The organism is Paraburkholderia atlantica, assembly GCF_000092885.1.
Classification (GTDB): domain Bacteria; phylum Pseudomonadota; class Gammaproteobacteria; order Burkholderiales; family Burkholderiaceae; genus Paraburkholderia; species Paraburkholderia atlantica.
Map to the genome: position 1 here is coordinate 646122 of NC_014119.1, position 21386 is coordinate 667507.

The 21386-nt window shown below is 62.7% G+C and carries 23 protein-coding genes and 1 pseudogene; 7 read left to right on the forward strand and 17 right to left on the reverse strand.

Going from position 1 to position 21386, the window contains the following annotated elements:
- The first annotated feature begins 96 nt into the window (after positions 1-96).
- Both BC1002_RS30540 and BC1002_RS30545 read left to right on the forward strand, forming a co-directional pair.
- Positions 97-870, forward strand: coding sequence for a hypothetical protein (locus BC1002_RS30540; RefSeq protein ID WP_013093837.1), 774 nt, complete (start codon positions 97-99; stop codon positions 868-870).
- A complete protein-coding gene (locus BC1002_RS30545; RefSeq protein ID WP_013093838.1) occupies positions 863-1345 on the forward strand; it encodes a hypothetical protein in 483 nt (160 codons plus the stop codon). The genes BC1002_RS30540 and BC1002_RS30545 overlap by 8 nt, the downstream gene beginning before the upstream one ends.
- 32 nt (positions 1346-1377) lie before the next feature.
- Here the strand turns inward: BC1002_RS30545 and BC1002_RS30550 are convergent, their stop codons facing one another.
- Positions 1378-1710 carry a Rieske (2Fe-2S) protein gene (locus BC1002_RS30550; protein ID WP_013093839.1) on the reverse strand — a complete coding sequence of 111 codons (333 nt, stop codon included), beginning with the start codon at positions 1708-1710 and terminating at the stop codon, positions 1378-1380.
- Between the two features lie 3 nt (positions 1711-1713).
- Positions 1714-1902, reverse strand: a pseudogene (locus BC1002_RS30555) (YciI family protein); the annotation flags it as partial.
- Positions 1903-2119: 217 nt separating this feature from the next.
- Here BC1002_RS30555 and BC1002_RS30560 point away from each other — a divergent pair.
- Positions 2120-2872, forward strand: a complete 753-nt coding sequence (locus tag BC1002_RS30560) for a hypothetical protein (protein WP_013093841.1) — start codon at positions 2120-2122, stop codon at positions 2870-2872.
- 2 nt (positions 2873-2874) lie between these two features.
- Positions 2875-3138, forward strand: a complete 264-nt coding sequence (locus BC1002_RS30565) for a hypothetical protein (RefSeq protein ID WP_013093842.1) — start codon at positions 2875-2877, stop codon at positions 3136-3138.
- A 460-nt stretch (positions 3139-3598) separates the two neighbouring features.
- Here BC1002_RS30565 and BC1002_RS30570 read toward each other — a convergent pair whose 3' ends face one another.
- From BC1002_RS30570 to BC1002_RS30625, 12 genes are all read right to left on the reverse strand, one after another.
- Positions 3599-3931 carry a Rieske (2Fe-2S) protein gene (locus BC1002_RS30570; RefSeq protein WP_013093839.1) on the reverse strand — a complete coding sequence of 111 codons (333 nt, stop codon included), beginning with the start codon at positions 3929-3931 and terminating at the stop codon, positions 3599-3601.
- A 3-nt stretch (positions 3932-3934) separates the two neighbouring features.
- Complete coding sequence (locus BC1002_RS30575; protein WP_013093843.1) at positions 3935-4246, reverse strand: YciI family protein; 312 nt, start codon at positions 4244-4246, stop codon at positions 3935-3937.
- Positions 4247-4251: 5 nt separating this feature from the next.
- The gene (locus BC1002_RS30580; RefSeq protein ID WP_013093844.1) at positions 4252-5124 is read right to left on the reverse strand and encodes an intradiol ring-cleavage dioxygenase; all 873 of its coding nucleotides are present in this window, start codon (positions 5122-5124) and stop codon (positions 4252-4254) included.
- 45 nt (positions 5125-5169) lie between these two features.
- Entirely contained in the window at positions 5170-6237 is a 1068-nt protein-coding gene (locus tag BC1002_RS30585; RefSeq protein ID WP_013093845.1) for a maleylacetate reductase, read from the reverse strand.
- A gap of 7 nt (positions 6238-6244) precedes the next feature.
- On the reverse strand, positions 6245-7711 hold the full coding sequence (locus BC1002_RS30590) for an aldehyde dehydrogenase family protein (protein WP_013093846.1): 1467 nt from the start codon (positions 7709-7711) through the stop codon (positions 6245-6247).
- Between the two features lie 46 nt (positions 7712-7757).
- Positions 7758-8777 carry a hypothetical protein gene (locus BC1002_RS30595; RefSeq protein ID WP_013093847.1) on the reverse strand — a complete coding sequence of 340 codons (1020 nt, stop codon included), beginning with the start codon at positions 8775-8777 and terminating at the stop codon, positions 7758-7760.
- Positions 8778-8984: 207 nt separating this feature from the next.
- Complete coding sequence (locus BC1002_RS30600) at positions 8985-9479, reverse strand: cupin domain-containing protein (RefSeq protein WP_013093848.1); 495 nt, start codon at positions 9477-9479, stop codon at positions 8985-8987.
- Positions 9480-9713: 234 nt separating this feature from the next.
- Positions 9714-10643, reverse strand: a complete 930-nt coding sequence (locus tag BC1002_RS30605; RefSeq protein ID WP_013093849.1) for a LysR family transcriptional regulator — start codon at positions 10641-10643, stop codon at positions 9714-9716.
- Positions 10644-10775: 132 nt separating this feature from the next.
- Positions 10776-12047, reverse strand: a complete 1272-nt coding sequence (locus BC1002_RS30610) for an MFS transporter (RefSeq protein WP_013093850.1) — start codon at positions 12045-12047, stop codon at positions 10776-10778.
- A gap of 506 nt (positions 12048-12553) precedes the next feature.
- Positions 12554-13654 carry a M14 family metallopeptidase gene (locus BC1002_RS30615; RefSeq protein ID WP_013093851.1) on the reverse strand — a complete coding sequence of 367 codons (1101 nt, stop codon included), beginning with the start codon at positions 13652-13654 and terminating at the stop codon, positions 12554-12556.
- Positions 13655-13669: 15 nt separating this feature from the next.
- The gene (locus tag BC1002_RS30620; protein ID WP_013093852.1) at positions 13670-14863 is read right to left on the reverse strand and encodes a M20 aminoacylase family protein; all 1194 of its coding nucleotides are present in this window, start codon (positions 14861-14863) and stop codon (positions 13670-13672) included.
- A 24-nt stretch (positions 14864-14887) separates the two neighbouring features.
- Entirely contained in the window at positions 14888-16213 is a 1326-nt protein-coding gene (locus BC1002_RS30625; RefSeq protein WP_041735668.1) for an MFS transporter, read from the reverse strand.
- 176 nt (positions 16214-16389) lie between these two features.
- Here BC1002_RS30625 and BC1002_RS30630 point away from each other — a divergent pair, with 176 nt between their 5' ends.
- Positions 16390-17262: a LysR family transcriptional regulator gene (locus tag BC1002_RS30630; RefSeq protein ID WP_013093854.1), complete on the forward strand. Its 873-nt coding sequence runs from the start codon at positions 16390-16392 to the stop codon at positions 17260-17262.
- Positions 17263-17487: 225 nt separating this feature from the next.
- A complete protein-coding gene (locus tag BC1002_RS30635; RefSeq protein WP_041735671.1) occupies positions 17488-18393 on the forward strand; it encodes a cation diffusion facilitator family transporter in 906 nt (301 codons plus the stop codon).
- An 82-nt stretch (positions 18394-18475) separates the two neighbouring features.
- Here the strand turns inward: BC1002_RS30635 and BC1002_RS30640 are convergent, their stop codons facing one another.
- Positions 18476-18748 (reverse strand): hypothetical protein, encoded by a 273-nt coding sequence (locus BC1002_RS30640; protein WP_013093856.1) that lies wholly within the window; start codon positions 18746-18748, stop codon positions 18476-18478.
- 303 nt (positions 18749-19051) lie between these two features.
- Between BC1002_RS30640 and BC1002_RS30645 the strand changes: the two genes are divergently transcribed.
- The gene (locus BC1002_RS30645; protein WP_013093857.1) at positions 19052-19867 is read left to right on the forward strand and encodes a class I SAM-dependent methyltransferase; all 816 of its coding nucleotides are present in this window, start codon (positions 19052-19054) and stop codon (positions 19865-19867) included.
- A gap of 58 nt (positions 19868-19925) precedes the next feature.
- On the opposite strand, the gene BC1002_RS30650 is transcribed toward BC1002_RS30645, so the two are convergent.
- Together BC1002_RS30650 and BC1002_RS30655 are read right to left on the reverse strand one after the other, a co-directional pair.
- Positions 19926-20231 carry an acylphosphatase gene (locus BC1002_RS30650; RefSeq protein WP_013093858.1) on the reverse strand — a complete coding sequence of 102 codons (306 nt, stop codon included), beginning with the start codon at positions 20229-20231 and terminating at the stop codon, positions 19926-19928.
- Positions 20232-20276: 45 nt separating this feature from the next.
- The gene (locus BC1002_RS30655) at positions 20277-21365 is read right to left on the reverse strand and encodes a hypothetical protein (RefSeq protein ID WP_013093859.1); all 1089 of its coding nucleotides are present in this window, start codon (positions 21363-21365) and stop codon (positions 20277-20279) included.
- Between the last annotated feature and the right edge of the window lie 21 nt (positions 21366-21386).

A 21386-nucleotide genomic window follows, 5' to 3' on the forward strand; every position in this document is an offset into this window, starting at 1 on the left:
GTGTCAAATTTGCCCCAAGCGTCCGTCTCGATCCGGGGTTTTTTGGGATGGCGTCTTGTTGCACAATCGGGCCTCCTCGACTGACTGTGAGGCACGATGACTTCACTCTCCCTTGCTTCTTACCACGAGCTCCGTGGAAGGCGGCACGGACATTTCTTTTCGATCAGCCATTACAGATCATTCAACCTTCACATCAGGTCTCCATGGCTGTTCGACGCGGACCGGTGGTTCCATTTTGCATTGCCGGCGCGCGTCCCCCGCGAAGCACACGACGATATTGTGCAGGGCATGGAGGAAGCGCGCGCAGCGTGGCTGCAACATAGCCCATCCAAGCTGTTGTCGCACCAGTCGTACGAGTTACGCGATATGCTCGGCCGGACTGACAACCGGTTTCATATGTACAGGATGAGAGACTATGAGGTTGCCAAAGCCCTGTACAACGAAGTGAAGGACGGTAGCCTGATCTTCGTCCCCGAGCGGGACGAGATGCGCAGGTGCGTGCAGGCGATACGGGAGCAGCGGAAAAAGGCTTCACAATCGGACTCCGCGCGCGCGCAGCAATCGAACCGCGCCGGCATGCCGAGGCCGCTCTTTGGCAACGGCCCGCGCGTGCCGCAGAACCTCGGTGATGCACAGCCGTTCGACTTTCTGCCCGATATGCCGGATGGTGACGCGTTGCAGGTCGCGGGTAGCGAAGGCACGCCACGCAACAATCAAGCGCAAAACAGGCAGTTCAAGGCCGTTGTAAGAGCGTTGGGTCTGAATAAAGATCAGGCCCAGCGACTTCATCGAGAAACCAGTAGGCAGGGCCTCGGCTATCACGAGATGCTGGAGCGCGGGCAGGAAATGTTTGGAGACGGTGATGACTGATATTAGGGCAGAAATTATGATACGGCTGGCCGTGCTTGTTGGGCTCGAGGTGAGTTGGGTCAGTCATGCGGGGGACATGCTCACCATGCAGTTTGGTCCCCAAAGGCGGTATACGCTCGGGGGCAAAGAGCACGAGGATGGGGCGTGGGCGCTCCACGTGCAATGTGCCTGGCAGATCAAGCGAGGTGAATTAACCGTAGCAACACGGGAAGATCTGCGCGGCTCTGATGAAAAAGCGCACGACACGGCCAGGCGCTTGCACGAAATGCTCGTAACGCAAGAGCCTTTCAAGTGCGCGGACGCGTCGGCAGACGACACGGGCGGCATCGTCGTTTTGTTCTCGCGAGGGTATCGCCTTATTGTGATTCCGGACGGAATCGAAGATGACGAGGACTGGCGCCTTTTTGATCCAACTTCCGATGCCAGGCACTTCGTGATCGAGGGTGGCAAGGTCGATCCCTGGTCGTTGTCGTGACGGCGAGATGTTATCGAGCGAAGTCGCGACGACTACGGATTCAACACCACCCACGCGTTCCCGTCGACCGTGATCTTCACCGCATCGAGGCTCGCCCCCGCGCACGGTCCCTCGATGCAGCGTCCATCTTCGAAGCGAAACAGCGCGCTGTGATGCGCGCACATCAACACCTGCGAGCGATAGCACAGCACATCACCGGGTTCGAAATCGAGCGGCACCGAAAAATGCGGGCAGCGGTTCGCGTAAGCCCACACCTGCTCGCCACGCCGCACGACTACGACGGGCACGCCGGCGGCCGTTGCATCGACGACTCGCGCGCCGCCATCGGGCACGTCGGTGAGCGGACATAGCAGCGTTTCGTTCATCGCTCAGACCCTGCGTTCCGGATTGCCGAGGCTCCAGTCCCACGGACGAATCTCGACGCAATCGAACAGCCCCGCCTTCATGTACGGATCGATGCTGACGAACTCCATCACGTCGTCGATACGCTCCGCTTCGACGACCAGTAACGTGCCATTCATCGCATCGCATTGCGGCGCGAGCGTCGGACCGGGCAGATTGGTGTCGAATTTGTTCCCAGCGTCCGTCTTCTGGGTGCGGAAGCTGGGTAACACACCCGGGCTTCGGTGTGTTACAAGCTTTGCAGTGACGCCCGCTACGCCAAGGGTGAAAAGCCTGTCCAGGCGCAGCGCGCGTCCTGCAAGGCTCGATCCGGGCTTTTTGGGATGGCGTCTTGTTGCGCAATCGGGCCTCCTCGACTGACTGTGAGGCACGATGACTTCACTCTCCCTTGCTTCTTACCACGAGCTCCATGGAAGGCGGCACGGACATTTCTTTTCGATCAGCCATTACAGATCATTCAACCTTCACATCAGGTCTCCATGGCTGTTCGACGCAGACCGGTGGTTCCATTTTGCATTGCCGGCGCGCGTCCCCCGCGAAGCACACGACGATATTGTGCAGGGCATGGAGGAAGCGCGCGCAGCGTGGCTGCAACATAGCCCATCCAAGCTGTTGTCGCACCAGTCGTACGAGTTACGCGATATGCTCGGCCGGAGTGACAACCGGTTTCATATGTACAGGATGAGAGACTATGAGGTTGCCAAAGCCCTGTACAACGAAGTGAAAAACGGTAGCCTGATCTTCGTCCCCGAGCGGGACGAGATGCGCAGGTGCGTGCAGGCGATACGGGAGCAGCGGGAAGATGCTTCCCGGTCAGACTCTGAGCGCGCTCGGCTACCGAACGACGCGGACATGCTGAGATCGATCGCCGGCAAAAGCCCGCGCGCGCCGCGCAATCTTGGCAACGCAAAGCCTTTCGAGTATACAAAGCACGCGCTAAGCGACGACGTGCAAAAGATTTCTGCGCGCGGAGTGAGTGAATTTCACGAGGCCGAATGCTTCGCGGAGTACGAGCGAAATCTTGACGAATGCAATCTCTACAAGGGAATGACGAACGCTGCCTATACTTTCATCGCATGCAAGCAAAACGCTTTCACAATTTATAACCAGTGCCGAGGATACTAAGCATGATCGCCCCAAAATCGTTTGTTGTTTCCTATAACCCGGAATTGCATCAATTCGAAGTATTCTCGGTGAAGGATGAGGACCTTGCCCCGCTAAGGAGCAAAAATGTTGTCGCACCGTGGCGTCTCGAAGACATTCCCGGCAAGGAGTTGACAGAGAACATCGCAAGCCGACTCGGAGCGACAGCCCTCGGCATCCTCTCGATATACCACCCCGAAGTGAAACAACGTTTGCGCGTGAGGCCGGATCAGTTCCCGTTTCCCTAAGCCGTTGGCAGTACACCATGCAGCAGGTACGCTTACGATGCAATTTGGCTCGATAAGACCGGTAACTGGTTTCAAGGGAGCGATTAGGTGCGTTGGGCAGAGGTCGTTGCATGTCCAATGCGACTGGATCTTGGAACAAGCAGGAAGTGCGGTCGCAACGCAAGCTGATCTCTTTGAGCCAGACGAAAAGGCACACTGCTCGCCCAGCGCATCTACGATTTGCTCGTCGCGCGCGGCCCTGCCATTGTGGAGAGCGTATCGGAAAGCGAAGAGGGTGGTGCAGTGATTTTGCTGTCGGGTAACTGCGGCTTGTCACCACCCCGAACAATGCGTCCGATGAAGAAGACTGGCGCTTTTTTGATCCAACTTCCGATGCCAGGCACTTCGTGATCGAGGGTGGCAAGGTCGATCCCTGGTCGTTGTCGTGACGGCGAGATGTTATCGAGCGAAGTCGCGACGACTACGGATTCAACACCACCCACGCGTTCCCGTCGACCGTGATCTTCACCGCATCGAGGCTCGCCCCCGCGCACGGTCCCTCGATGCAGCGTCCATCTTCGAAGCGAAACAGCGCGCTGTGATGCGCGCACATCAACACCTGCGAGCGATAGCACAGCACATCACCGGGTTCGAAATCGAGCGGCACCGAAAAATGCGGGCAGCGGTTCGCGTAAGCCCACACCTGCTCGCCACGCCGCACGACCACGACGGGCACGCCGGCGGCCGTTGCATCGACGACTCGCGCGCCGCCATCGGGCACGTCGGTGAGCGGACATAGCAGCGTTTCGTTCATCGCTCAGACCCTGCGTTCCGGATTGCCGAGGCTCCAGTCCCACGGACGAATCTCGACGCAATCGAACAGCCCCGCCTTCATGTACGGATCGTTGCTGACGAACTCCATCACGTCGTCGATACGCTCCGCTTCGACGACCAGTAACGTGCCATTCATCGCATCGCATTGCGGCGCGAGCGTCGGACCGCCGAGGCGCACGAACACGCCCCGATGCGTACCGCCGCGCAGCCACGTGCGATGCACCGGACGCACCCGTTCGCGCACTTCGCGCATGCCGGGCTTGTCGGTCGCGAATACCGCGAAAAACCGTGCCATCGCCATCAGCTCCGATCGAGGATGAAGTCGTAGCGCGCTTCGCGGAACGGTCCATCGAAACCGAAGCGGCGCGCGAGTTCGTGATCCGCGGAGCGCTCGCGATAGTCGACCATCAGCGACGGCTTCACGCCGAACACCGCGTCCGAGCCGAGATATGGGTCCTCGCGATCGAACACATGCGTGACGAGCGTACGATGCCCCGGCGCGTCGATCATGAAGTGCAGATGCGCAGGCCGCCACGGATGCCGTCCGGTCGCTTCGAGCATGCGGCCGACCGGGCCGTCGGTCGGAATCGGATAGCTGACCGGCACGATCGTCGAAATCGCGTAGCGGCCTTCGGCGTCGGTGCGAAAACGGCCGCGCAGATTGCCGTGCGGCTGCTCGGTGTCCTGCCCCGAGTACATGCCGTTCTCGGCGGTCTGCCAGACGTCCAGTACCGCGTTGGCAAGCGGTTCGCCGTCTGTCGACAGCACGCGCCCATGCACTAGCGCGGGCGTGCCGGGCGTGAGCGCGATGTTCTCGCCATAGGCGCGCTCGGGCATGCCGCGGATATAGAATGGCCCGAACACGGTGGTGTCGGTGGCACCCGTCGCGAGCCGGTGATTGATCGCGTCGACCAGCATCGATACGCCGAGCGTATCCGACAGCAGAATGAATTCCTGGCGCACGAGGTCGTCGCACATCTTGCCGGTGTCGGTCAGAAAGCGGATCGCCGCCATCCATTCGGCCTCGGTCGGCTCGACTTCGCGCACGAACGCATGCATGTGCCGCACGAGGCTTTGCATCAGCGTGCGCAGCCGTTCGTCGGGCGTGCCGGTGAAGCTCGCTACCACCTGCTCGGTCAGGGCCTGCTCGGCCTCTTTGCTGTCTGTCGACATGTCTTCCTCCATCGATTGTTCTGGCGGCGCTATGTTCTCCGGCGTTCAGACGGGTTCGGCACCCTGCCACGCCCGTTGCAGCAGCGCGCGAATCGCATCACGCTGCACGGGACGCGGGTTCGCATACGGATTCTTGCACGCGAGATCGGCCGCTTCGTCGAGCCCCTGCTCGGGCATGCCGATCTGCGCGAGCGCCATCGGAATGCCGAGCGCGCGGTTCAGTTCGAACAGCAGCGGACCCGCGTCGGCCGCGCGCTTACCGCCGAGCGCGCGGGCGACGCGCGCGAGCGCATCGGGCGCGGCGCCGTGGTTGTAGTGTGCCGTATGCGGCAGCATCGCCGCATGCGTTTGCGCGTGTGGCAGGTTGAACGTGCCGCCCAACGTATGACACAGCTTGTGATGCAGGGCCATGCCGACCGCGCCCAGACAAGTGCCCGCGAGCCACGCGCCGTACAGCGCGCTGCTGCGCGCGGCGGCATCGTCCGGTGCGCGCACGATCGCGGGCAGCGCTTCGCCGAGCGCGCGGATCGCTTCCTCGGCCATCAGGCTGATCACCGGGTTCGCGTCTTCCGCATACAGCGCTTCGACCGCGTGCGCCATCGCGTTGATGCCCGACGCGGCGGAAATGCCCGCCGGCAACGACAACGTCAGCGACGGATCGTAGATCACCGTGCGCGGCAGCACGCGCATATCGCGGCCCGTGCGCTTCAGACGCCCTTCGGTGAGGCCGTAGATCGGCGTCATCTCGGAGCCCGCATAGGTGGTGGGCACGGCGATGATCGGCAGCGACGATTCGAGCGCGATCGCCTTGCCGAGGCCGACCGTCGAGCCGCCGCCCACCGCGACGCAGCAGTCGGCATCGAGCGCGGCGGCCGCATCGCGCGCCGCGCGAGCGACTTCGATCGGCACGTGCATCACCGCTTGCGCGTGCACACCGGCCGCGCGCTTCCCGAGCACCTCCGCGACGCGCTCGGCCAACGCGTGCTGCTCGGGTGTCGCCAGGATCAGCGCGCGCTTAGCTCCTAGCCGCTCGACCTCCGCGGGCAGCGTCGCGAGTCCGCCCCATTCGAACACCACACGCGACGGCGTGCCCTGATAGACGAAGCGCTCCATGCGATCCTCAGCGTTTGAAATGCGGCGGCACGTTGCCGTCGACGTTAACCCACACCGAGCGCGCTTCCGTGTAGTCGTGCATCGCCTCGAAGCCCATCTCACGGCCGTAGCCCGACTGTCCGACGCCGCCGAACGGGCTACCCGGATTGACGCGCTTGTAGCAGTTGACCCAGCACATGCCCGCATGAATCCGCGCGGCCATCGAATGCGCGCGCGACAGATCGCGCGTCCACAGCCCGCTGCCGAGGCCGTAGTCGGTGCCGTTGGCGATCGCGAGCGCTTCGTCGTCGGTACGGAAACGCAGCACCGTGACGAACGGGCCGAACACTTCCTCCTGCGCGACGCGGTCGTTCGGACTCGCGGCCTCGACGACGGTCGGGCGCACGTAGTAGCCGTTCGCAAGTGATGCATCGCTCGGTGCAGTGCCGCCGGTCAGCACGCGGCCGCCCTGCTGGCGCGCGATGTCGACGAACGCGAGCACGCGTTCCTGATGCTGCTTCGACGTGAGCGGCCCCATCTCGGTGTCGGCATCGAGCGGATTGCCGAGCCGGATCGACGCCGCCAGCGACACGAAGCGCTCGAGGAACTGATCGGCGATGCGCTCGTGCAGGATCAGCCGCGAGCCCGCGATGCACGCCTGGCCCTGGTTGTGGAAAATCGCCCAGGCGGCGCCGTTGATCGCGGCGTCGAGGTTCGCGTCATCGAACACGATGTTCGCGCCCTTGCCGCCGAGTTCGAGCTGCACACGCTTCAGGTTGCCCTGCGAGGCCTCGACGATGCGCCGGCCGGTCGCGGTCGATCCGGTGAACGCGATCTTGCCGACACCCGGATGCTCGGCGAGCCGCTGCCCCGCCGTATGACCATAGCCCGCGACGATGTTGACGACGCCGTCAGGAAAGCCCACCTCGGCCATCAGCTCGACGATGCGCAGCGTGGACAGCGGCGTGATCTCCGAAGGCTTCAGCACGACCGTGTTGCCGGCCGCGAGCGCCGGTCCCATCTTCCAGCTCGTGAACATCAGCGGGAAATTCCACGGCACGATCTGCCCGACCACGCCGATCGGCGCGCGCTGCACGTAGTTCAGAAAGCCCGCTTCCACCGGAATCACCGAGCCTTGCAGCTTGTCGGCCATGCCGCCGAAGTAGCGAAAGCATGCCGCCGTGCGTGGCACGTCGAGCGATCGCGAATCGCGGATCGGGTGGCCGGTGTCCAGCGATTCGAGTTGCGCGAGTTGTTCCGCGTTGGCCTCGATCGCGTCGGCGAGCTTCAGCAGCAGCCGGCCGCGTTCGGCGGCGGGCAGCGCGGCCCACTTCGGGAACGCGCGCGCGGCGGCGTCGACGGCCAGATCGACATCGGCGGCGGTGGCCGCGGCGATCTGCGTGATCAGCGAGCCGTCGTGCGGATTGAGCACGTCGATCGTGCCGCCTTCGACGGCGTCCGTGAAGCGGCCGTCGATGAACAGTTGGGTTTGCATGAATGATCCTCTGTGAATGCGGGCGCGGGGCTCTTCAATCGAGCCTTCAGAAATCGACGGGGTACGGCTTCAGCTCGCCGCTTTCGTAACGCTTCGGCAGATTCGGCGTCGCGTTCTCCCATACGAGCAGCATCGAGCGCTTGGTCGAATAGCCCTGATGGCGGATATCGGCCGGCATCGCGCAGATGTCGCCCGCGCGCATCGTGATCCGCGCGCGCGGCGCGCCGGTGTTCTTGTCGCCGATATCCCAGACGATTTCATCGGACAGTTGCAGGAACCACTCGACGCGATCGTTGCCGTGAAACACCGGCAGGATGTATTCCTCGGTGGTCGGGCAGAACAGGCTCTGACCGCACACCGACGTGACCGACGGATTCCACGTGACGTCCGAGCGCGACAGATACTTGAACAGGTTGAACGCGTGCAGCTGGCCTTCGAAACCGGGCTCGACGTGCACTTCCGGATCGTCTTGCGTGACGTCGGCGAACGCGCGGTTCACCGGCAGATCGTCGCGCAGCGGCGAGTCGCCTTCGAGGCCCGGCATGCGGCGCGTTGCAATACGCGTGCGCTCGATCGCCGCATCGTTGTCGCCATGCTTGCGGCCGAACGCGGTGCCGGTTTCCTCGGGTGCCGCGAACGGGTCGAAGCCTTCGTTGGTCCAGTCGTGCAGGATCGCCTTGAAGGTCGCCATGATCGTCGGCGTCTCGAAGGTCTCCATGTAATCGACGCCCGCGTCCTTCATGATGCCGTTGAACGAGCCCGCATACACGTCGACCTTGCCGTAGTGATTGCGCGTGCCGAACACGTGATCGAAGTTGACCCAGCCGTAGAAGAAGCCCCATGCGACGTCGCGCATCATCGCGCGCAGGAACGCATCGGCCGGCACCGCGTGGGTGCGGGTCTGGCCTCGCGCGGGCCAGTTGATCTTGACGAAGTACTCGTCGCGCAGGAATTCGAACGCGCCGAGCGTGAAGCGGCGATAGCCGGTGACCGCGTCGGGTTCGCTTGCGCGCACGGTGTCGGCGGCGAAGCCGGCCGGGTGATCGAGGGTTTCGAGGGATGCCATGCTTTGTCTCCTTTGTCTCCTGTGTCGACCAGAGTTGGCGCTTTAGCGCTTACTCTGGTCCCATGCAACGTAGTTGTGTCGACCAGAGTTGGCGCTTTAGCGCTTACTCTGGTCCCATGCAACGTAGTTGCGCCGACCAGAGTTGGCGCTTTAGCGCTTACTCTGGTCCCATGCAACGTAGTTGCGGGTGGGTAGATGTTGTGCGTATCAGTGCAGGCAGATATCGGCCCACTTCTCTACCGACAGTTCGCCGAGCATCGTTTGCACGAGCACGACGCCGGATTTCTGCGCGGTGAAGCGATAGGCGCAACCGGCCGGCAGCAATGCCTGATGACCGCGACGCAGCACCACGTGACCCATCGCGCGGCCGGCGGGTTGCGCGCCCGCTGCAACGGTGCCCGTGCCGTTCTTCGGCGGGTTGTCGAGCTTGATGAAATCGATGCGCACTTCGCCGTCCATCAGGATCGCGAACTCGTCATGCGCGCAGGCGAACCATTGCGATCGGCCTTCGGTGCGCAGCGTCTCGATCACGTAGTCGAGGTTCTTGCCGACCACGACTTTCTGGTACGGCGCCGATTCGGAAGCGACTTCGAAGATGTTGGAAAACACGTAGTGGCGCGCGTCGCCGCTCGTGATTTCGATTTCGCCTTTGCGGTAGCCGTCGAGCGAGCCAAAGACGGTGTGGAATGACGACTCGGTCATTGCTGTCTCCTGTGTCGATCGGAGTTGGCGCTTTAGCTGTCGACCGGAGTTGGCGCTTTAGCGCCTACTCCGGTCCCATGCAAAGCTCTTACTCCGATCCCATGCAACGAAGTTGCGGTTATTGAATCGGTCTTGTTGGGATTAACTTTAGAAGCGCAACTGGATGGCAACAACCGGCGATCGGGCGATTACAGCATTCGGAGTTTGCAAATAATCGCCGTGTGAATAGCCGCCTTACGTCACCCAGCCACGCTCGATAAGCGGCCGGTCCCACTCGGGTTCGGGACCCAGGTACTCGGCCAGAAACTCGACCAGCGCTTTCACCTTGAGCGCCTGTCGTTGTGTCGCCGGATACACGGCCGCGAAATTCAGCGGCGACAGCGTGTAGTCGGTCAGAATCGGCACCAGCGAACCGTCGAGCAGCGCGGCGCTCGCGACCAGCGTCGGCAGACAGACGACGCCGCCGCCGGTCAGGGCATAGTCGCGCAGCAGATGCACCGAGTTCGAACGGATCATGCCCGGCAGCTCCATTTCGACGACCTCGTCGCCGTGCGTCATGGTCCAGCGATTGCGCGACGGGTAGCCCGAATACAGCGCCGTGGTGTGTTGCAGCAGATCGCGCGGATGCTGCGGCGCGCCATGCTCTTTCACGTACGCTGGCGTCGCGCAGAACAGACGCCGCACTTTGAACAGCCGTCGCTCGATCAGCGATTCGGCGATCGGCGGAAAGATCTGGAAGGCGACGTCGAAGCCCTCTTCGATCGGGTCGACCACCCGGTCGTTGACGATCACGTCGAGCTGGATGCCCGGATAGCGCCGGTTGAATTCTGCAAGCGGCGCGCCGAAGTGGCCGAGCGCGAAACCCGGCAGCATCTGAATTCGCAAGCGGCCGGTCGGTGTCGCGCGCAACTCGCGCATCTGGTCGGTCAGTTCGTTGACCCGCCCGACCACTTCCGCGCATTCGCGATAGAACGCCTCGCCCACCTCGGACAGGCGCACGACCCGGGTGCTGCGATGAAAGAGCGGCGCGTTGACGAACTTCTCCAGCTGCTGGATGCGCGTCGTGATCACCGAACTCGTCACGCCCAACTGCCGCGCCGCTTCGGCGAAGCTGCTCGTCTCGGCCACGCGTACGAAGGCCTCGATGCTCAGAAAACGGTCCATGCTGCGTCCTCGTCCACTCGTCCAGCCTGTCAGTGTAGCTGGGCTGGGGCGCGTGAACGCGCCGCCCGGTCGGCGACAACGGACTCGTTGTCGAGCGCAGCGCCGACCGTAGTGCCGACCGATTGCAGCGCATCATTCCGGTTGCTCGCTGGCCGGCAGTTCGAGCGACGGCGCAAGCATCTGACGACGCACGCGGGCCGGCGCGGTCTCCTCGAGCAGCAGGCTCACGCCGATGCCGAGCAGCACCGCGCAGATCGGCAGCCACAGGATGTTCTGGATGCCAAAGTGCGTCGCGACGAAGCCCGCCAATGCCGGCGCAATGCCGCCGCCAAAAATCTCGCCCGCGCCGACGACGATGCCGATGGACGTCGAAATCATGCCGATTGGCGCAGCTTCGGTCGCAACCGGACCGGACAGCAGCGACACGAGTCCGAGCGTGAAGAACGACGCGACGAACAGCACCGCGAACAACTGCACCGGCTGCGCGCCGAGTCCGCGGAACAGATACAGCATCACCGCGGTGCCCGCAAAGCCGACGATGCTCGCGACGCGCCGCCCGGTCAAGTCAGACAGCCCGGGCAATCCGAACTGCCCGATAAAGCCGCCAAAGCCGATCGCCGAGACGACGACGCCCATGCGCTGCGTGTCGAGCGACAGATACTCGGTCAGGTACAACGGCAGCATCGCGCCGAGCACGAACACGCCGGTCATCGCGCAGAACAGCGCGGCCATCGCGATCGGGATGTTGCGGCTCTTCAGCACGGTGCGCCAGTTGCCGCGTTCGGCCGGACACATGGAGCACTTCGGCGTCGCTTGCGGCGCGGCTTTCGGTTCGCGAATCACGAAGAACATCAGCGCGCCGAGAATCAGCCCCGGCACCGAGACCAGCGCGAACACCCAGCGCCACGTGACCACGCTGAGCAATTGCGTCGCGATGATCGGCGACAGCGCGAGGCCGAACAGCGCGAAGCCGCTTTGCTGCAGGCCGAGATTGAAACCGCGGCGCTTCGGATGCGACGCGTCGGCGGTCGCGGCGAAGCTGGTCGGGCAGAACGAGCCTTCGGCGACGCCCATCAGCGCGCGCACCGCGAGCAGGCTCATCAGGCCGCCGGCGAGCCCGGAGAAACCGGACAGCAGCGAGAACGCCAGAATCGCCGGGATCAGCACCTTGCGGCGCCCGATCTTGTCGGAGATGCCGCCCATCAGCGCCGCGAAAATGCCCCACGACAAGCCGAGGATGCCGATGCAGTTGCCGACGTCCTGCGCGGTCAGATGCAGGTCCTTCATGATGGCCGGAAAGAGCGGCGCGATCAGCCACCGGTCGAGTCCCACGAGGCCGAAGCCCAGGGCCAGCAGCACGACGGCCTTCCATTCGTAGGCCACGTCCCAGTCGTTCGATTTCATGTGTGTCTCCATGTCTCCATAGGCCGGCCGCTTGGCGCGCGCACGGCATTCGCTGGCGCAACGGCGCGCCGTCCGGTTCGTCGAATGCAGCGACGGGTGTCGTGCCGCGCTTCGTCGATGCGGCGGCGACGCGGCCAAGATTGGCCCAACTGGGGCGGCTCAGGTACGGGACAAGCGGCGAATGCGGTATTCGTGAATCGCAAATAATCGCGGGGGGATGGCGGGGCAGCGAGTGTGGGCAAGGCTCAGAGGTAGGCTGCGGGGGTGAATCGCATGCGCATGAAGGCCCCCCAGGGCAAGCCCGGGTAGACGCGCGGATGAGCAGCGGGCGGGTGGGGTGCGGGCTAGCTGTTGGGATTAGTTTGGCTAACCCGCGTATGGGTCGAACGGCTGTTTGGCATCGGCTTGCTGCTGGTCGATGCAGGCTCGGGCACGCCCCTCGCCGTCAGCGACGGCAATCCGGTGGTCTCTCGCGGAGTCGCCAAATGCCACGACGAGCGGCATTACTATGCGGCAGACGATTCCCGCGACAGCCCAATCACCGCCTGCAGAATCGCGGCGCGCGCCTGACCGAGAATCAGCCCGCGCCACACGTCGTCTTCGCAGTAGAAGCCGGCGCGGATCTGGTCACGAATCGCGTCGATCTGTTGGGGGTCCGCGTCGGGATGCCGACGTACCCACGCGTCGGCGCGCAGCCGATGCAGCATGTCGACGAGCGGCACCGTGCCATACTCGATCGCAATCGCCGTGGTGCGCGCATGCGGGCAGGTGCGGCGCAGCGTATCGAGCACCGGACCCGCGACGTTGGCCGCGACCGACGTGCCGTCGAGCGGACTCGTCACGTCGGCGCCCCACCACGCGCGAGCGCGCTGCAATTCGTCGGCGCCGAGTTGCCCGACGCAGATCTTCTCGCCGTGTCCGGACGGGCCGAGTCCCGTGTGGAAATCGATCCAGCCGATGCTATCGCACACCGGGCCGTACTGTTCGAACAGCATGCGCAACAGCCGCGTGCTCCATACCGTGTGCACGCCGCCGAAGAACATGCCGTCGGCGTGGCGGTACTGGCCGATCGTCAGCGCCTGCTGATACGCGGCTTCGCCGCGCTCTTCGATATACCGCGCGATCGCCGCTGCATTCTCCGCGGACGGCGGCCACGTAGGTGGTACCAGCAACGCGTGCAAATCGTCGTACGCGGGATTGACCGGCAACGGCCGCGAGAAATCGATGCTGTTGCGGTTCAGATCGACGTTGTCTTCGTTCGTGCGGCTCAGATACGAGAAGCCGTACGGATTGATTGCATGCACGACGAGGATCGCGACACCGAGCCTGTCGAGCAGCGCGTGCAGCGGCCGATCATTCAATAGCGCGATCTGCGCGGCCGAGCCGCAAAATCCCTCGACGCCATGCGTGCCCGACGTCAGCACCAACAGACGGCGCACGCTGGCTGGGCCGATTCGCACGACGTCGGTGGCGAGTTCCTCATCGTCGAGGCCACGCAGACCCGCTATCACGTGGCTTTCGACGCGCGCCGCCGCGGCCTCGGCGGACCGCAGAAAGAGCCGCCGCGCCTGCCCGTACGACGACGCGAAATACGACGATGGATTCATCGAAGCTCCGGAAAGTTATGCAGCGGTCAGGAATGATTCGGTCAGCCGCACCCAGTACGTCGCCCCGAGCGACAGTACGTCGTCGTTGAAATCGTAGCTGGTGTTGTGCAGCATGCACGGACCGAGCCCGTGACCGTGATCGCGATGCTCGCCATTGCCATTGCCGATGTACGCGTAGCAGCCCGGTTTTTCGAGCAGCATGAACGAGAAGTCTTCGGCGCCCATAGTCGGATCGATGTTCGTTTCGACGTGATTTTTGCCGACGATTTCCTGCATCACGCCCAGCGCGAAATGCGTTTCCTTTTCGGTGTTGACGGTCGGCGGATAGTTGCGGCGGAACGAAAACTCGACCGAGCAGCCGTACGCCAGCGCGGTCGCTTCCGCAAGCTGCTTCATGCGGCTTTCGATCAGATCGAGCACTTCGACCGAGAACGTGCGCACCGTGCCGGCCAGCGTCGCCGTGTCGGGGATCACGTTGACCGCCTCGCCCGCGTTGATCTGCGTGATCGACAGCACGGCTGCGTCGATCGGACGTTTGTTGCGAGTCATGATGCTTTGCAGCCCGGTGCCGATCTGCATCGCGGTGAAGACCGGATCGATGCCGTTGTGCGGGATCGCCGCGTGCGCGCCGACTCCCTTCACGGTGATCCTGAATTCGTTGCTCGACGCCTGGGTCGCGCCGACCCGCGCGCCGAACTCGCCGGCCGGCATGCCCGGCCAGTTATGCAGCGCGAACACCGCATCGACCGGGAAGCGTTCGAACAGACCGTCTTCGATCATCGCCTTCGCGCCGCCGCCGCCTTCTTCCGCCGGCTGGAAAATAAACACGACGGTGCCATCGAAATTGCGATGCTGCGACAGATACTGTGCGGCGCCGAGCAGCATCGCGGTATGGCCGTCGTGGCCGCACGCGTGCATCTTGCCCGGATGCTGCGACGCATGCTCGAACGTGTTCAGCTCCTGGATCGGCAGCGCGTCCATGTCGGCGCGCAGGCCGATCGACTTGCGGCTCGAGCCGTTGCGCAACACGCCGACCACGCCGGTCTTGCCGAGCCCGCGTGTCACTTCGATGCCCCACGCTGCGAGCCGCCGCGCGACGACGTCGGCGGTGCGGTGTTCTTCGTAGCACAGCTCCGGGTGCGCGTGGATGTCGCGGCGGATCGCCTGGATGCCGGTGTTCGCGTAAGCAATTTCGGGGATGATTTTCATTGGATATCCTTTGATCGGCGGGAATTACATGAGCGGTTGTTTCGAGCGGTCCTTCAGCAGCGCAATCGTGACCAGACCGATCACGCAGCCGAACAGGCCGTAATAGACGACGGCTAGTTTGTCGTCGGTGATCTTGATCAGCAGCGTCGCGATCGCGCCCGCGAAACCGCCGAAGATCATCACCGCAAAGTTGTAGCCGATCGCCATGCCCGTCGAGCGCACATGCGACGGAAACAGCTCGCAGACGAATGCGCAATACGAGCCTTGAAAGAGACCAAGCGACGCCATCAGGCAGCACTGCACGAAGATCAGTACCGGCAGCGTCGGATGACTGCTGAGCAACGCGAACAGCGGATACGAGATCACGAGGCTCAGCACGGTCGAGGCGATCATCGGCTTCTTGCGTCCGACCGCATCGGAGATCCAGCCGGATGCGAAGGTCGCCGCGATATACGTGATCGCCGCGCAGCACGACGCGATCACGCTGCTCGCGAATGGGATGTCGAGCGTCTTCGTCGCGTAGCTCGGCATGTAGTAATAGAAGATGTACGTGCCGATCGTGCCGTACACGGTCAACCCGAAGCCGGCGAGAATCGCGCGCCAGTGCACGACGATCGATTCGACAAACGGCGGCTTCGTGCTCGGCAAGCGTTGCGTCTGCTGCTTGAAGACCGGCGATTCGTCGAGCTTCGAGCGCACGTAAAGACCCACCGGCACGATCAGCAGTCCCAGCATGAACGGAATGCGCCAGCCGAAATCCTCGAGTTGTTCGGCGCTCAGCGCGCGCGTGAGTGCGACGCCGGTCAGCGCGCCGAGCAGCATGCTGCACGCCTGGCTGATCATCTGGAAGCTGCCATACACGCCGCGCCGCTCCACCGGCGCATGTTCGACGAGAAACGCGGTCGCGCTGCCCACTTCGCCACCGGCGGAAAACCCCTGCAAGAAGCGGCCGATCAACATCAGGATCGGCGCAAGAATGCCGATCTGCGCATATGTCGGGGCCAAAGCGATGATGCCGACGCCCACCGCCATCAACGAAATGGTGACGACGAGCGCGGACTTGCGGCCGTGCCGATCCGCGTAATTGCCGAGCACGATGCCGCCGAGCGGCCGCGTCAGAAAGCCGACCCCGAACGTCGTCCATGCCGCTAACAGCGACGCGGTCGGGTTGTCGCTCGGGAAAAACTGCTTCGCGATGATCGCGGCGAAGAACGAGAAGACCGTGAAGTCGAACCATTCGAGCGCGTTGCCGATCGTGGCGACGACGATCACGCGCGCATCGAAGGGCTTCGTTGTGGGGGTACCGAGCGGTAACGCGTCGGATTCGCGTTGGTGAACGGATACGTCCATTCCTGTCTCCATGTTTGTGGCGATGGGCTCGCGCACCTTGTCGCCTGTTCTATTGACCTCATTGTCCATAGCCACTTACATCAAGAAAAGCTAAAATTTATTGTCATTCGCTTCAAGAAATTTGATGTATCGCGCGGCGTGAGTCGCCGCCGGTTTCCCCCTGGTCGAGGCCCCTGTTGAGTACGATCCGCTTCCTACGCACCTTCGCCGCCGTCGCGCGTCACGGCTCGTTCGCGATTGCCGCCGAGCAGATGGCGCTCACGCAGTCGGCGGTCAGCATGCAGATGCGCGCGCTCGAAGCCGAGTTCAAACACGAACTGTTCGACCGGAGCGGCCGCAAGGTCATGCTGAATGCGATGGGCAAGAGCCTGCTGCCGCACGCGCAGCAACTGCTTGCCGTGTACGAGGCAATGCGCGTGATCGCGGGCGGGCTTGAAGAAGACGTCGGGCCGGTGTCGATCGGCGCGGTCGAATCGGTGGTCGGCGCACTGGCCGAAGCCGTCGCGCATCTGAAGATGACGCGGCCGACTCTCGACGTGCGCATCACGGCCGCGAAATCGGTCGATCTCGCCGCGCGCGTCGATTCCGGCGAGATCGACGCGGCCGTGATCATCGACACGCCGGGCCGCCGCCCGACCAGCGTGCAATGGACGCCGGTCTATTCGGAACCGCTCGTGCTGCTCGCTAATGCGAACGTGGCTGAAGCGCCGGTGGCCGAGCTATTGCGCACGCAGCGCTTCCTGCGTTTCGATCGGACGCAGCGCACCGGCGTGATCATCGACCGTGCGTTGCGCAAGCAGCGCGTGAAGGTCAACGAGTTTCTCGAACTGAATTCGCTGGAAGGGATCGCCGAACTCGTGCGCCAGGGGATCGGTGTTGCGGTGGTGCCGCTGCTGCGCCGCTCCTCATGGACCCACGATGACGCATTGCGCGTCGTCCCGCTGCCCGACGCTGGCGGGCGACGCAACGTGGGGATGCTGGAGCGCGCGCAGCATGGAAAGATGAGTGTGACCGCGGCGATCGTGCGGCAGTTGAAGGAAGTGATCTGAGCAGAACGAACACTCGAGCGCCTGCCGTTACCTGGCGGCAGATCCGCGTTGCGAAGCCCAGCCGTATCCGAAACCGGGAATGACTAACCGCGCAGGCTCCCAATGGGTCTGACAGTTAGTAGCGTTTTGCAGTTGTCAGCCGAGCCGAGATATTTGCGGTCAGTCGCGCCCGATATACTGCCCTCACTCCTGAACGTCTTTCAGCCACGGGCGGCCACTCGGACCATGAAAGCAACGGACCTCGAACAGCGCATCCTCAAACAATCGCTGCTTTGCACCGTGATGATCGCCGGACTGGGCATCGCGGTCGGCATTGTGAGCGGCTCGCTGGCGATCATCTTCGACGGCATGTTCTCCGCGCTCGACGCCGCGATGTGCAGCCTGTCATTGCTCGTCACCCGCCTGCTTCAACAGGAGAGCAGTCGACGCTTCCAGCACGGCTTCTGGCACATCGAACCGCTCGTGCTCGTGTTCAACGGCAGTCTGCTGGCGGTGCTGTGTTTTTACGCTTTCGTCAACGCGGTCAAAGGCCTGCTCGACGGCGGCCATGAACTCGAATTCGGCTGGGGCGTCTTTTACGCCGTGGTGGTCGCCGCGTTTTGCCTCGTCATGTTCTTGCGCGAAAGGCGCGTGAATCGCGTGATCGACTCCGAACTGATCGGCCTCGACATCAAGAGCTGGCTGATGTCGGCGTGCATCAGCTCGGCGCTGCTGCTGGCGTTTTCGATTGCATGGCTGCTCGAACGAATCGGGCAAGGCCACCTGACGCCGTATATCGACCCCGGCGTGCTCGCCCTGCTGACGCTCGTGCTGATCCCGATGCCGATCGGAACCGTAATCGGCGCGGTCAAGGAAGTGCTGCTGATCACGCCGCCGGATCTGGAGCACGAGTTGCGCGAACTGATGCAACAACTGACCGCCGACTATGGCTTCGTCAAGCACTCGCACTATGCGACACGCGTCGGCCGAGGCCTGTTCGTCGAGGTGCACATCGTGTTGCCCGAGGCGATGGAGCACGCCGGCGTGCGCCAGCTCGATCAGATCCGCGACAGGATCTCGCGCGCGATCGGTGAATCGGGCCCGGACCGCTGGTTAACCGTCGCGTTTACGCGCGACCCGCGCTGGTTGTAACGACGCGTTGCTGGCGCGCTGATACTGACACCGCTCAGTTCGGCAGCGCACCTTTCGTCCGTTGCCACGATGTGTTGCGCGGCTAGTCCCCGAACGGGTTGCCGGTGTCCTTCACTTCGGTACTGAGGTTGTATTCCGCACGCATGGCCTTGAGTACGCCCTCGATGTCGCGCTCGAAGCCAATCGCATTGCCGAAGTGGGTCATGTTCCAGTTGCAGCCTGTCTTGTCAGCCTCCTGCAACTGCGGCCGCGGCACGCGAATCTTCACGCCATCATCGACGATTTCCTGCAGTCGATGAATTCGCCGATTGACCTCCTGCTGAAGCTGCGAGGCATTAAGCGTCTTGCGTATCATCCCCTATCTCCTTCCGGTTGCTCGAGCCAGTCTAGCGCAAGTGAGGCGTTTCCCGACCTGGCGCTGACATGCGAGATGCCGCAAAGAAAGCAGGCTGGCCGGTCCGTCGGGATGCATCAGCTAGCGCCGACACGCGCGAGAGATTGGCGGCTTCGGACGACGCTAGTTGTGCGCCGCACCACGCAGCCGTCTGTTTTCTCTGTCTCCCGACTGAATTGTTTCCCCGATAGCCAGACATATGGATTCCGAGCAACATAGGCATGCGCTACAAGTTGCCAACGTGTAAAACCGGTGGGGGTAAGCATGGGACAACTCGACTTCAGCACCTTCGAGCACGAAGGTTGGGAGCGGGTCGCGCAGGCCTATCATGAGTATTTCGGTGATCTGACCGCCCAGTCGAACCAGGCAATTCTCGAGACCCTTTGCATTCGGCGGGGTGCGCGCTTTCTCGACGTCGCATGCGGCCCTGGCTACCTCGCGGCGGCCGCCGCACTGTGCGGCGCGGATGTCGCTGGCGTGGATTTCTCGGTCGCGATGGTCGACAAGGCGAGACGCGTCTTTCCGGCACTTGAGTTCCGCGTCGGCGACGCGGAGGATTTGCCGTTTCCCGACGAAAGCTTTTCGGCCGTGGGAATCAGCTTCGGAATGTTGCACTTTGCGCACCCCGAGCGCGCACTCGCGGAGGCGCTTCGTGTACTGCAACCTGATGGCAGAATTGCCTTCACGGAATGGGCGGCACCGAACAAAGCGGTGGGCTTCGACATGGTGTTGAAGGCAATCGAGGAGTACGGGACGACCGATGTGCCCTTGCCGCCGGGACCACCCCTGTTCCGGTTCAGCGATTGGCAGGAATCGAAGCACATGTTGCTCGAGGCCGGCTTCGTCCAACCGGAGGCACGTGAGTTGGACCTCACGCTCGTGCTTCATGCTCCCAATACACCTTTTCATGCACTCCTGCGTGGTGGCGTGCGGTTTTCCGCATTGCTACACGCGCAGACGCCGGCCGCGCTGGCGTCTATCGAACAGTCCGTCGCACGGGACGCAGAGGCGTATCGCAGCGATAACGGGGACCTGCGGCTTCCGATGAGCTGCGTTCTGGCTTCCGCGGTCAAGCCTTAGGGCGCCCGAAAATCCAGCGCTCATGTCCGACGGTTTGGGCTCTGTAGCGTGACCCGAACTAGACCGTCGCGGCGAGCTTGAATTCATCGAACCTGGCTACTGGTGGCGACAGTTCCTTGATTTCCAGGCGGTCAACCAGAGCTCCGTGGGCACCGTCAACCAGCCAGTCGCAGATTCGTTCGAGCTCTTCAGCGCGTCCTTGCAACACAGCTTCGACCGAACCGTCCATCCGGTTGCGCACCCAACCCGTGATCGCTCGAGCCGTGGCCTCGTCGATGCAAGCCTGCCGATAACCGACGCCCTGCACGCGACCATAGACTCTCACTAATCGGGTCCGCAAATCGGTATCGAACTGTGGTGTCATGGTGCACGCAACTCCGGGCTGGATAACAGGCAGCGCAGTTGCCGCTCAACCTCCGCGCATCTCGTCGCTTTCGCCTGCCGAGTCTGTCGCCTCCCAGTCTGCCTGCGTCGTTGCTGGTGGCGTCGCCGGCTGGACGCGTGTCCACCACGCGGTATTTGCCGGCGCATGGAAGCGGAACTGCGTGCTCCATGCGGCCCAGAACTCCCGCTGCGCGGCTTGGGACGTCGGAAGAACAAATCCTAACTTCTCAGCGAGTGCCGGCAGATATAGGTCAAACGCTGATTTGACAACGTCGCCCCAGCTTCTTGCCTCAAGAATCGCCAGCCGATACGCGCCTACCGCAATAGCGGCCGCAATCGCGGCATTCTGCAAAAGATCAGCTAGCACGTAGTTACCAGCCAGCCCGTCCGCAAGCCAGATGTCGAGCGCTCGCACGAACGTAAAGATGGACGTAAAGGAACCCAGAGCGACGAGTCCGACCAGAAAGTCAACTGGAGCTCTCGCGTCCGCAACGATTGCTTGATAGTCCTTGGGGATGACGGCAAGAAGACGCGGCCATACGAATATGCTGTCAACCTTATAGACTTCGCTGGAGTAGCCCTCGAATGCACGCAGCGCGTTCCCGAAGGCCGTAGAAAGAACCAGATTTTCATAGCGAGGGAAATCACGCGCGTTCCGCTCCTGGGTGCGGTACAGCTTCGCCCTTACGGTGGCTCTGTTCAATTCGGCTTTTCTGTATTCCGGCGATTCCTTCGAGGCTTTGAGCCGCTCGATCGTACTGTTCTCTGTATCGAGTTCCGTACGGAGGCGTTCTATAAGGCCCAGCTGACGATTGCGGCGGTCGCGTTCATCGCGCTTCCAGGCCTCGCGATTGAATGGCCATTTGTATCCTTCGAGAACCTGATAAAACCAGTTATTCAGTACCAGCAAGAGCAGCGATAGAACCCATACGATAATGAGGACAGTAAACAAGCCCCCGACCTTTTCGGTGTCCGACGTCGCTTTGTTCAGCAAATCGCCAAACAGCGGGATATCCGCATTAGCTGCGAGAAAACCTGTAAAGCCGAGCAGGGCTGGCAAAAAGAAGCCGAGGATAAATGCTTTGTCCAGTAGTTTCGATAGGCCCGAGAGCATCGGTGGTTATCCTTGGCAAGT